This window comes from Rhizobacter terrae, assembly GCF_003852895.1.
Lineage (GTDB): Bacteria > Pseudomonadota > Gammaproteobacteria > Burkholderiales > Burkholderiaceae_C > Albitalea > Albitalea terrae.
Genome location: NZ_QUSW01000002.1, coordinates 667,810 through 679,741, shown reverse-complemented (window position 1 = coordinate 679,741; position 11,932 = coordinate 667,810). Strand labels below are relative to the sequence as shown.

Below are 11,932 nucleotides of genomic sequence, written 5' to 3'. Positions count from 1 at the left end.
AGACGCGTCGCGAACCACTTGCGGGTAAGCCCTGATCTAAAAATATCGGACCGAAATAGAATGGCGCGATCGAATTGAGAAACAGCCGAAACAGTCCATGGCCCGCTTGCAGTCCCGCCAGATCTCGCAGTTGCACCAGTACCAGGTCTTGCACATGGTGCGGCTGGCCACGGGACCGGTGTCTCGGGCGGAAATCGGTGAATCCACGGGCCTGAGCCAGCCTGCGGTGTCGGCGCTCACGCGGCGGCTGCTCGACAGCGGCGCCCTGAAGGAAGCCGGCGCGCGCCCGTCCAGCGGCATCGGACGCCGTGAGCGCGAACTGGAGATCGACCCCGACTTCGCCTGGGTGATGGGCGTGAAGCTGTCGATGGACCACTACACCGTCACGCTCACCGACTTCGCGGGGCAGGTACGGCACAGCCATGAGGTGCGATGGACCTCGCCCATGTCGGCCAAGGCGCTGGTGCGCGAGGTCACGCGCGCCATCCAGTCGTGCATGAAGAGCGACTCCGGTCTCGCCCAGTCCCGACTGGCTGGCGTGGGCGTGGCCGTGCCGGGCTTCGTCGATTCCCACCAGGGCGAGGTGCTGTGGTCACCGGTGCTGGAGCCGGGCGACGGCAAGCCGCTGGCGCTGGCCGAGGCGCTCACCTCACGCGTGGGTGTGGATGTGTTCATCGAGAACGACGCCAACATGCTGGCGCTGGCAGACATGTGGTACGGCCGCTCGGGGAGGGCAGCCAACGTGGCGCTGGTCACGCTGGAACACGGCCTGGGGCTGGGCCTGGTGGTCAACGGCGAGCTGTACCGTGGCCACTCGGGCCTGGCCGCAGAGCTGGGCCACCTGCAGATCGAGGTCGACGGCCGACCCTGCCGTTGCGGCAAGCGCGGATGCCTCGAAGCCTACGTGGCGCACTATGCGGTGGTGGCGGCCGGGCAGGACGCAGGCCTGCTGCCCGACGACCACGACGGCGGCACCACCGAGCAGGCCTATTTCGAACTCGCGCAGCTTGCGAAGAAGGGCAACCGCCAGGCGCGCGCCATCTTCGAACGGCAGGGACGCCTGCTGGGCCAGTGGATCGGCAACGTGGTGAACCTCATGTCCCCGCAGCTCGTCATCCTCGATGGCGGACCGGCGCTCGCCTCCGACCTGTTCGCACCCAGCGTGAAGCACGCGATGGAGCAGGCGATGGCCATCCCCCATCGCGGCAAGGTGCCGCTCATCATCGACCACCAGGGCGACGAGGTGTGGGCGCGCGGCGCTGCATCGCTGGTGCTGCAGCGGGTGGACGAATCGACGGAGATCATGGCTTCGGTGTCGCGCCACGGCGTGGACGCCGAGGCCGTCGGGAAGCGGCCCGAACCATGACTGCGCGGCGGACCGCCTGAACCCCGGCCGCGCACCTTTCCCAGAGAACCGAGGAGACACGACATGCTGAAGACTTTGACGCGCGGCGCAGCGGCGCTCGCGCTGGCCGGATTCGCCTGCACCACGCTCGCACAGACCGTGGGCGTGAGCTGGTCCAACTTCCAGGAGGAGCGCTGGAAGACCGACGAGAAGGCGGTGAAGGACCAGCTCGCCAAGATGGGCGCGAGCTACGTGAGCGCCGATGCCGGCGGCTCGCCTGAGAAGCAGCTGGCCGACATCGACGGCCTGATCGCCAAGGGCGCGAAGGCGCTCATCATCCTTGCGATGGACAAGGACGCCATCGTCCCGGCGCTGGCCAAGGCGCGCTCGAAGAACATCCCGGTGGTGGCCTATGACCGCCTCATCGAGCAGCCCGGCGTCTTCTACATCACCTTCGACAACCGCGAGGTGGGCCGCATGCAGGCGCGTGCCGTGTTCGCCGCGAAGCCCCATGGCAACTACGTGATGATCAAGGGCTCGCCCACCGACCCCAACGCCGACTTCCTGCGCGCCGGGCAGCAGGACGTGCTGGCCGATGCGATCAAGAAGGGCGACGTGAAGATCGTCGGCGAGGAGTACACCGAAGGCTGGAAGCCGGAAGTGGCGCAGAAGAACATGGAGCAGATCCTCACGCGCAACGGCGGCAAGGTGGATGCGGTGGTGGCCTCCAACGACGGCACGGCCGGCGGCGTGGTGGCAGCCCTGTCGGGCCGTGGCCTCAAGGGCGTGCCGGTGTCCGGGCAGGACGGCGACCATGCCGCGCTCAACCGCGTCGCGCTGGGCTCGCAGACGGTGTCGGTGTGGAAGGACGCGCGCGACCTCGGACGCGAGGCTGCCAAGGCCGCGGTGACGCTGGCCGCGGGCAAGAAGGTCGATGGCGCCATCACCTGGGCCGATGGCGAGAAGAAGGTGCCGATGCAAGCCATCTTCCTCAAGGCCGTGCCCATCACGCGCGACAACCTCGACGTGGTGCTCAAGGCCGAGCACATCACCAAGGCCGAGCTGTGCCGCGGCGTGGACAAGGCGACGGGGCCGGCTGCGTGCAAGTGAATCCGTCCGTGACGGTGGCGGGCGGCGTGGCGCCGCCCGCGCAGGCACAGCCGGTCACGGCGCGCTGGCAACTGAGCGCGCTGGACCTGCGCCTGCTCATCATGGCCGGCGTGCTGGCCGTGATGGCCCTGGTGTTCCATGTGATGACCGGCCAGTTCCTCACGCCGGAGAACCTCTACAACATCGCGCAGCAGACGGCGGTGGTGGGCATCGTGGCGAGCGCGATCTCGCTGGTGATCGTGGCGCGGCAGATCGACCTGTCGGTGGGCTCGGTGCTGGGCGTGGTGGGCGTGCTCATCGCCTTCTTGATGTACAGCCATGGCTGGCACTGGATGGCCGCGTCGGTGGCCGGGCTCGCGCTCGCATTGGCCGTGGGCCTCTACCAGGGCTGGCTCACCGCCTACCTGGGCGTGCCGTCCTTCGTGGTGACGCTGGGCGGGCTGATGTCCTTTCGCGGTGCCGCTTTCCTGGTGGCCGACGGCAAGACGCAGCCGGTGACCGATCCGGTCTTTCTCGCGCTGGGCGGCGGGCTGGACGGCTCGCTCGGGCCGGCCCTGTCGTGGGCCCTGGCCACGGCCGCTTCCGCACTGCTGGCCTGGAACATGGCCATGCGCCGCCGCAATGCGCAGGCGCATGGCGTGCCGGTGCGCGCGCTGTGGCTGGATGCGTCCTTCACGCTGGCTTTCATCGTGGTGGTGTTCGCCTTCGCGGCCACCATGAACGCCTACCACCTGCAAGGCGACGGGCCGGGGCAGGGCATCCCGATCCCGGTGGTGATCTGGGCGGTGGTGGTGATGGCCGTGGCCTTCATCGTGCGGCGCACGCGCTTCGGGCGCTACGTGTATGCCATCGGCGGCAACCCGGAAGCAGCACGGCTGGTGGGCATTCCGGTGCGGCGCGTGACGCTGCAGCTCTTCCTGCTGCTGTCCGTGCTGGTGACCATCGCGGCCATCGTGTCGGTGGCGCGCTTGAATGCCGGCACCAACTCGCTGGGCACGAACATGGAGCTGTACGTCATCGCCGCGGCGGTGATCGGCGGCGTGTCGCTGGCCGGCGGCAGCGGCACCGTGCTCGGCTCGGTGCTGGGCGCGCTCATCATCCAGTTCCTGGAAAGCGGGCTGCTGCTGATGGACGTGAGCATCGGCCGGCGCATGGTCATCATCGGGCAGGTGCTCATCGTGGCTGTGGTGTTCGACGTGCTGTACCGGCGCTGGTCAGGGGAGCGGCTGGCATGAATGCTTCTCTCATCGAGATCCGTGGCCTGAGCAAGGCCTTTGGCGGCGTGCAGGCGGTGTCGGACGTGAACCTGTCGCTGCATGCCGGCGAAGTGGTGGCGGTGCTGGGGCACAACGGCGCAGGCAAGTCCACGCTGATGAAGATGCTGGCCGGTGCCTACGCGGCGGACAGCGGCGCGCTGGTGGTGAACGGCGAGACCGTGCGCATCGACACGCCGTCGGACGCGCAGTCCCTGGGCATCGAGACCATCCACCAGACGCTCGCGCTGGCCGACAACCTCGACAGCGTGGCCAACCTCTTCCTCGGCCGCGAGCGCCGCACCCGCTGGGGCACGCTGGACGACTACGCCATGGAAGCCGCGGCGCGCCAAGTGTTCGCGCGGCTGAACCCGAACTTCCGCAACATCCGCGAGCCGGTGCGTTCGCTGTCGGGCGGGCAGCGCCAGGTGGTGGCGATCTCGCGGGCATTGATGTTCAACGCCCGCGTGCTCATCATGGACGAACCTTGCGCGGCGCTCGGGCCGGAGGAGACTCGCATGGTGCACGACCTCGTGCGCACGCTGAAGGCGGCGGGCGTGGGCATCTTCCTCATCACGCACGACATGCCTGACGTGTTCGGCCTGTCCGACCGGCTGTGCGTGATGAAGAACGGCCGCACGGTGGGCACCTACCGGACGGCCGACCTGAGCGAGGACGAGGTGCTGGGCATGATCATCGGCGGGCGGGCCGTGACCCGCGTGCCGCAGTTGCACGAGGCAGTGGCTGCATGAACGATTCACTTTCCGATGCACGCGTGATCGGCATCGACCTGGGTACCTCGGGCATCAAGCTGGTGATGCTCTCGGCGGATGGCACGCTGGAGGCCGAGGCGTCGGCGCCGCTGGAGGTGTCGCGCCCGCAACCGCTGTGGTCCGAGCAATCGCCGGCCGACTGGTGGGCCGCGCTGGACACGGCCATGCGGCACCTGCGCGAAGCCGCCGGCGGCGCGCGCTGGGCCAAGGTGCGCGGCATGGCCGCGGCCGGGCAGATGCATGGCGCGGTGCTGCTCGATGCAGCCGGCGAGGTGCTGCGCCCGGCCATCCTCTGGAACGATGGCCGAAGCCAGGCGCAGTGCGAGGCGCTGGAACGCGCGGAGCCCGCGACGCGCCGCATCACCGCCAACCGCGCGATGGCCGGCTTCACCGCACCCAAGCTGCTGTGGGTTGCAGCGCATGAACCGCAGGTCTTTGCGAAGACGGCCCGCGTGCTGCTGCCCAAGGACTGGCTCGCCTGGAAGCTCACCGGCGTGTTCAGCACCGAGATGTCTGATGCGTCCGGCACGCTGTGGCTGGACGTGGCGGGCCGCCGCTGGAGCGATGCGATGCTGAAGGCCACCGGCCTGGATGCCTCGCACATGCCGATGCTGTTCGAGGGGCCGGACGTGGTGGGTGAACTCTCGCCGGCATGTGCTGAACGCTGGGGGCTGCCCGCGGGCGTGCTTGTCGCCGCGGGTGCGGGCGACAACGCAGCCGGTGCCGTCGGCGTGGGCGTGGTGTCGCCGGGTGATGGCTTCATCTCCCTGGGCACCTCGGGCGTGGTGTTCTGCGCCACCCACGAGGCGCGTGCCAACCCCGAGCGCGGCGTGCACACCTTCTGCCATGCCCTGCCCGGGACCTGGCACCACATGGGCGTGCTGCTGAGCGCGTCCAGCGCCTTGAGCTGGTGGAGCGGCGTCACCGGCCTCGCGCCCGGCGCGCTAATGGATGAACTGGGCGGCGCCATCCGCTCCACGCGGCCCGATGCGCCGTTCTTCCTGCCCTACCTCAGCGGGGAGCGCACGCCGCATGCCGATCCGTCCGCCACCGGGAGCTTCATCGGCCTCACGCATGCGCATGGCCGCGCGGACATGAGCCGTGCCGTCATCGAAGGCGTGTCCTTCGCCTTCGCCGATGCGCTGGATGCCATGCGCGAAGCCGGCAGCCGGCCCGAGCGCCTGCTGGCCATCGGCGGTGGTGCGCGTTCGGACACCTGGCTGCAACTGCTGGCCGACGTGCTGGGCACGCCCATCGACAAACCCGAGGGGGCCGAGGTGGGGCCGGCCCTTGGCGCCGCGCGCCTGGCCTTGATGGGCCTGGGCGTATCGCGCGACGACGTGCTGCGCCGCCCCGCCATCGCCCGCTCCTTCATTCCCGATGCTGCGCATGCCGCCGGACTCGCAGCGCGCCTGCAGCGATTCCGCGCGGCCTATGCGCCGCTTCGTGCCCTGAACCCCTGATGCCTGGAAGTCATTGATGAGCCTGTTCTCCGAATTCACCCCGGTCCGCTACCAAGGACCGGACAGCACCGATCCGCTGTCCTACCGCTGGTACGACCCCACGCGCCGCGTGCTCGGCAAGACGCTGGAGGAACACCTGCGCCCCGCCGCCTGCTACTGGCATTCCTTCTGCTGGCACGGCGAGGACGTGTTCTCGCTGGGTGCTCCGCTGTTCCAGCGCCCCTGGTTCGACGAGGCCGATGCGATGAAGGCCGCGCGCCTCAAGCTCGATGCGGCCTTCGACTTCTTCCAGTGCCTGGGCCTGCCGTTCTGGTGTTTCCACGACCGTGACGTGGCGCCCGAAGGCGCGACGCTGCGCGAATCGAACCAGCGGCTGGATGTCATCCTCGAGACCGCGGCGCGCAAGATGCACGACCGCGGCGTGAAGCTGCTGTGGGGCACGGCCAACCTGTTTTCGAATCCGCGCTTCATGGGCGGCGCGTCGACCAACCCCGACCCGCAGGTGTATGCCTACGCCGCCGCGCAGGTGAAGCACGTGCTGGAGTGGACGCACCGGCTCAACGGCGCCAACTACGTGCTGTGGGGCGGCCGCGAAGGCTACGAGACCCTGCTCAACACCGACATGCGCCGCGAGCTGGACCACTACGGCCGCTTCCTCGCGTCGGTGGTGGAGCACAAGCACAAGATCGGCTTCGGCGGCACGCTGCTCATCGAGCCCAAGCCCAAGGAGCCCACCAAGCACCAGTACGACTTCGACACCGCGACGGTGTATGGCTTCCTCAGGCGCTACGGACTGGAGCGCGAGGTGAAGGTCAACATCGAGGTCAACCACGCGACGCTGTCGGGCCACAGCTTCGAGCACGAGGTGGCCACCGCCTGCGCGCTGGGCCTGTTCGGCTCCATCGACGCGAACCGCGGCGACGAGCAGCTCGGCTGGGACACCGACCAGTTCCCGAACAACCACGTCGCGCTCATCCCGGCGCTGCTGGAGGTCATCCGCGCGGGCGGCTTCACGAGCGGCGGCATGAACTTCGATGCGAAGGTGCGCCGGCAGAGCATCGACGCGCAGGACCTGGTCGAAGGCCACGTCGGCGGGCTGGACACGCTGGCCCGGGCCTTCCTGTGCGCAGCGCAGCTCTACGAATCCAAGGCCTTGTGCGATGCGCGCAGCCAGCGCTACGCCGGCTGGGACAGCGAGCTGGGCCGCAGCATCGAGGCCGGTGCCGGGCTGGACACGCTGTCGGAGCTGGTGCTTCGCCATGGCCTGGACCCGAAGCCGCAGTCGGGCCGGCAGGAGCGGCTGGAGAACATCGTCAACCGCTTCGCCTGAAACCGGCTGGAAACCGTTCCAGCTCCGGGTGCCGATATGCTCGGGGTCGGCACCCCCCATCGGTCAAATCCAGATGACAACAACGACATCCGACCACGGCGACCTGGTCACTTTGCGCAGGGACGGCGGCATCACCCTCGACATCATGAGCCTGGGCGCGACCTGGCTGGGCTGCACCGTGCCCGTGGGCGGCGTGCAGCGGCAGGTGCTGCTGGGCCGCCACAGTGCGCGCGAGCCGCTGGCCCAGTCGGCCTACCTGGGCGCGACCATCGGGCGCTACGCCAACCGGATCAGTGAGGCGAGCCTGCGGGGCGACGACTGCGGATTGGCGCTGGTGCCCAACCCCGGCTCGCGGCACCAGCTGCATGGGGGCCCCGAGGGTTTCGACAAGCGCATCTGGAACATCGAATCACGCAGCGGCCACGAGGCCTGCTTCACCTTGACCTCGCCCGACGGCGATCAGGGCTTCCAGGGCGAGCTGGACGTGCGGGTGACCTATCGCCTGCTCGACGGCCTGGCCATCGAGATGGTGGCCGAGGCGCGCACCACGCGGCCCACGCCGGTGTGCCTCACCAACCACGCCTACTTCAACCTCGACGCGACGCACCGCGATGCGCGCGAGCACGTGCTGCGCATCTCGGCCGACCGCTACCTGCCGGTGGACCGCGACCTGATTCCCTTCGGCCGCCTCGACCCTGTGCAGGGCACGAGCTTCGACTTCCGCGAAGGCAAGACCGTGGCGCGCGACTGGCTGCGCGACGAACAGCAGGAGGCCGGGGCGGGCTACGACCACGCCTTCCTGCTGGACAGCGAGTGCGCCGCCATGCAGCGCCCGGCCTGCGTGCTGAGCGCGAGCGACGGCAGCCTGGCGATGGAAATGTCCACCACCTTGCCCTCGCTGCAGGTCTATGGCGGGCAGTACCTGGGCGGCATCCCCTCGCGCGACGGCACGCCCTGCGCGGCCTGCGCCGGCATTGCGCTGGAGCCGCAGTTCCTGCCCGACAGCCCCAACCACCCCGAATGGCCGCAGCCCACCTGCTGGCTGGAGCCGGGGCAGGTCTACCGGCAGGTCATCCGCTGGCGCTTCCTGCCCAGGGGCTGATCAACCGCGCGGAGTCACGCGGGTCGACAGCGCGGGCGGCCGGTAGTCCGGCACGAAGCGGCAGCCCTCGCCGAAGCTGGCTTTCAGTTCCTGGCACTTGGCCGCCACGCTCTGCGGCGTGGGCTTGGTGCCGGCCTGCGTCCACTGCAGCAGGCTGGACAGCAGGGCGGGGTAGACCGGGTCGCTCAGGTAACTGTGCTCGTGGTCGGTGGTGAAGGTCTGCACCAGGTGGTCGGCCTGTCCTGAACGCGTCATGGACTCGCGGAACGCCGACTCCAGCTCGACGAAGGCCGTCGGGTCGTGGATGGCATGCACCGTGAGCACCGGCACGCCGATGTTGCCGCTCAGGTCGGTGTCGGCGCCGAAGCGTGCGACGCCCTCGGGGTCGGCGCGGTAGCGCAGCACGCTGGCGTTCAGGGCGGCATCGTCGGGCGAGCCGGCATAGCGGACGTTCTCGTTGCCGAAGGGGTTCAGGCCCTTGGTGCGCTTTTGCACGATGTCCTGGAAGTGCCACGTGCCCCAGGCCAGGTGCGCGGCGATGGAACTCTCGGGGATGTGGATGACGTCCACGATCGTCTGCACCTTGCGCTGCTGTTCCGCCGTGCGCTGGGCCGCCGCCTTGCGCAATCCCAGGCAGTCGTCGACGCGGCGGTTCAGCTCGCCGCGGGTGAGCGCGGAGCCCTCGGGCAGGCCCATCCACAGCGGGTACTGCGGCTCCTCGGGCTTCGGATGGTTGTGGCACAGCGCCTGGTAGACCACGCGCAGGTCGAGCCGGAAATCGTAGGACCGCGTGCCGCCGCCCAGCACGCCGCTGCTGAGCATCACCGCGTCGTAGGGCGACTTCATGCCGGGCGCAGACACCATCTCCGCCGTCTTGGCCGCGACGCTGCCGCCCCAGGACTGCCCGTGGAGAATCGTGTGCTTGGGCTGCGCCACGTGCTCGACGAAGATGCGGCGCACGCGCTCGGTGTCTTCGGCCGCGCTGCGCACCGCCACGCCGCCCTGGCGGAAGGTGGAGGCGGCCCAGGCGTAGCCGGCGCGCGGGATGATGTTCCAGCGCTTGATGTCCTCGTCCAGCCGCGCGGCCTCCGGCGCACCCAGCGCGGGGCCGCCATGGGCATGGACCACCAGCACGCCGTTCCAGTCCTTGGGCACCACGATCAGGTAGAGCGCCTGCTCGGAGTCCTGGCCGCGCAGGCAGCGCGCACCGGTGGGCACGCCGTCAGGACAGGGGGCGGCCAGGGGCGCCTTCTCGGCGCTGCCGGTCTTCATGGGGGCGCAGGCGGCCAGCAGGCTCAAGGCGAACAGGCCGGCGACGGCGGGGTACTTCATGCGGGGTTCTCCACGGTGAGCAGCGACCTTACCGCCCGGTACTCGCAGTCGTCAAATATACTGATATGGCCATGTTGATATGCTGAAGATATGGACATCCGTCAACTGCGCTACTTCGCCGCGGTGGCCGAGACCGGCCACCTGACCCGCGCGGCCGAACGCCTGGGCCTGCAACAGCCGCCGCTGAGCCAGCAGATCAAGGCCATCGAGGCGAAAGTGGGCGTGCCGCTGTTCGTGCGGCATCCCAAGGGCATGTCGCTCACCGATGCGGGCCGGCAGTTCCAGGTCGAGGCGCAGCGCATGCTGCGGGCCTTCGATGCAATGGAGCAGCGGCTGCTGCGCATCGCCTCGGGGGTGGAAGGCATCCTGCACGTGGGCTTCACCAGTTCGGCCGCGGCGCACGCATTCACGCCGCAGACGCTGCGCGCCTGCCGCAGCGAATACCCGGGCATCGAGCTGGTGCTCGACGAGAACCACGCCGCAGGCCTCACCGAGGCCGTGGCGTCGTCGCGCCTCGAGTGCGGATTCATCCGCGCGGTGGTGTCGCGTCCGCCGGGGCTGGTGTTCGAGACGCTGCTCAAGGAACCGGCGGTGGTGGCCCTGCCGCTGGACCATCCGCTGGCGGCGAACAGCTCGGCCGCGCGCGGCGTGAGCCTGGCGCAGCTCGACGGGCAGAACATGATCCTCGTGCGGCGAACGGGCGCGCCTGGCCTGTACGCCAACCTGTTGCACCTGTGCGCCAAGGCCGGCGTGCGGCCGAATGTCGTGGCCGAGGTCGACCGCATGATGACCAACATCAACCTGGTGGCTGCCGGCGCGGGGCTGTCGGTGGTGCCGCAGTCGGTGCAGGGCACGCATGCGCAGGCGGTGGTGTACCGGCCGCTGGCGCGCGGCGTGAAGCTGGACGCCCCGCTCACGCTCGTCTACCGCAAGAACGACTGCAGCGGTGCGATCGGCAATTTCATCGCACTCGTGCATCGTCTGGCGAAGGCACGGAAGGCCTCGGCGTGAGTTCAAGACGCGCGCTGCTGGCCGCGGGCCTGGTCGCCTGCGGCGGTCTGGCGCGCGCTCAGCAGCGCTGGCCCTCGCGGCCCGTGCACCTGGTGCTGGCCTACCCGCCGGGCGGCGTGAGCGATGTGGTGGCCCGCGAGCTGGCGCAGGACCTGTCGCAGCGGCTGGGCGAGCCGGTGCTGATTGAGCACCGGCCGGGTGTGGGTGGTTCGCTCGCGATGAACCATGTTGCACGCGCGGCGCCCGATGGCCACACGCTGTGCTTCTCGGCCATCACGGCGCTGACGCTGCTGCCGCAGGCCGGGTCCGTGCCCTTCGATCCACGCAAGGACATCGTGCCGGTGGTGAGCATCATGCTCACGCCGGCGCTGGTGGTGGGCACGTCGAAAGTTCGCGGGGCGACACTGGCCGAGGTGATCGCCTGGGCGGGCCGGCAAGGCCATGCGCTGCGCTGGGCCACGACCGGCGTGGGCACCACCGGCCACCTCATCCTCGAGCAGGTGCGGCAGGCCAGCGGTGCGGACATCGTGCACGTGCCCTACAAGGGCGGCGGCCAGCCGCTGAGCGATGCGCTGGCGGGGCACTTCGATGTGCTGTCGAGCAACGTCGGGCCGCTGCAGCTGGAGTACGTGCAGGCCGGCAAGTTGTCGGCGCTGGCGGTGGGCGCGCCGGGCCGGGTGGCGGTGCTGCCGAAGGTGCCCACGCTGGCGGAGCAGGGCTACGAACGTGCGAACCGGGGCTCGGTGTTCGGCGTGTTCGCGCCGGGCGGCACGCCGGTGGAACTGGTCGAACGCATCAATGCGGAGTTCAACCGGTCGCTCGCGGCGAGCGGGGTGAAGGCGCAGCTGGAGGCGGTGAGCAACGTCCCCACGGGCGGCAGTGCGGCGGAGTTCGCGGCACAGATCGAGCAGGAGCGGGCGGTGCGGTAGGGGGGGCGGGATTTCGACGGACTCGATGTCGATGACAACATTCTAGAGGGGCTGTGTCACCGGCATGTTTCCGATGCGACTTGGCGCAGTGGCGCACCCGGACTTCGCGATGCACGGGCCGATCATCGACAGAATCGCGCGCTCCATGAACTCCAGGAGCGCCGGTGCGCCATCACGATCCTCTTCTTGCCCCATCGCCACCGGTTGGTGATGCCCACGCGAATGACTTGCTGGCCCGGGCGAAGGCCGCCGCCGGCGGTGACCGGTGGAACACGGTGCGGGGG

Annotated in this window: 10 protein-coding genes; 9 read left to right on the top strand and 1 reads right to left on the bottom strand. The window is 69.5% G+C overall.

All coding sequences use genetic code 11. The annotated features are described in order from the left end of the window. The first annotated feature begins 97 nt into the window (after positions 1 to 97). The 7 genes from DZC73_RS10190 to DZC73_RS10160 all read left to right on the top strand — a co-directional run bounded on the left by DZC73_RS10190 (position 98) and on the right by DZC73_RS10160 (position 8,376). Positions 98 to 1,366 carry an ROK family protein gene (locus tag DZC73_RS10190; RefSeq protein WP_124540106.1) on the top strand — a complete coding sequence of 423 codons (1,269 nt, stop codon included), beginning with the start codon at positions 98 to 100 and terminating at the stop codon, positions 1,364 to 1,366. A gap of 63 nt (positions 1,367 to 1,429) precedes the next feature. Continuing rightward, complete coding sequence (gene xylF, locus DZC73_RS10185; protein WP_124540105.1) at positions 1,430 to 2,455, top strand: D-xylose ABC transporter substrate-binding protein; 1,026 nt, start codon at positions 1,430 to 1,432, stop codon at positions 2,453 to 2,455. A gap of 101 nt (positions 2,456 to 2,556) precedes the next feature. Then, positions 2,557 to 3,690, top strand: a complete 1,134-nt coding sequence (locus DZC73_RS10180; protein ID WP_124540388.1) for a sugar ABC transporter permease — start codon at positions 2,557 to 2,559, stop codon at positions 3,688 to 3,690. Continuing rightward, positions 3,687 to 4,460 carry an ATP-binding cassette domain-containing protein gene (locus tag DZC73_RS10175; RefSeq protein WP_124540104.1) on the top strand — a complete coding sequence of 258 codons (774 nt, stop codon included), beginning with the start codon at positions 3,687 to 3,689 and terminating at the stop codon, positions 4,458 to 4,460. The genes DZC73_RS10180 and DZC73_RS10175 overlap by 4 nt, the downstream gene beginning before the upstream one ends. Next, entirely contained in the window at positions 4,457 to 5,944 is a 1,488-nt protein-coding gene (xylB, locus tag DZC73_RS10170) for a xylulokinase (RefSeq protein WP_124540103.1), read from the top strand. The genes DZC73_RS10175 and xylB overlap by 4 nt, the downstream gene beginning before the upstream one ends. 16 nt (positions 5,945 to 5,960) lie before the next feature. Then, on the top strand, positions 5,961 to 7,274 hold the full coding sequence (gene xylA / locus DZC73_RS10165; protein WP_124540102.1) for a xylose isomerase: 1,314 nt from the start codon (positions 5,961 to 5,963) through the stop codon (positions 7,272 to 7,274). A 73-nt stretch (positions 7,275 to 7,347) separates the two neighbouring features. Then, positions 7,348 to 8,376 (top strand): galactose-1-epimerase, encoded by a 1,029-nt coding sequence (locus tag DZC73_RS10160; protein ID WP_124540101.1) that lies wholly within the window; start codon positions 7,348 to 7,350, stop codon positions 8,374 to 8,376. Here the strand turns inward: DZC73_RS10160 and DZC73_RS10155 are convergent, their stop codons facing one another. Continuing rightward, positions 8,377 to 9,708 carry a hypothetical protein gene (locus DZC73_RS10155; protein ID WP_124540100.1) on the bottom strand — a complete coding sequence of 444 codons (1,332 nt, stop codon included), beginning with the start codon at positions 9,706 to 9,708 and terminating at the stop codon, positions 8,377 to 8,379. A gap of 90 nt (positions 9,709 to 9,798) precedes the next feature. Here DZC73_RS10155 and DZC73_RS10150 point away from each other — a divergent pair, with 90 nt between their 5' ends. Further along, positions 9,799 to 10,719 carry a LysR family transcriptional regulator gene (locus DZC73_RS10150; RefSeq protein WP_124540099.1) on the top strand — a complete coding sequence of 307 codons (921 nt, stop codon included), beginning with the start codon at positions 9,799 to 9,801 and terminating at the stop codon, positions 10,717 to 10,719. Next, positions 10,716 to 11,648, top strand: coding sequence for a Bug family tripartite tricarboxylate transporter substrate binding protein (locus tag DZC73_RS10145; protein ID WP_124540098.1), 933 nt, complete (start codon positions 10,716 to 10,718; stop codon positions 11,646 to 11,648). Before DZC73_RS10150 ends, DZC73_RS10145 begins: the two co-directional genes overlap by 4 nt. The last annotated feature ends 284 nt before the right edge of the window (positions 11,649 to 11,932 follow it).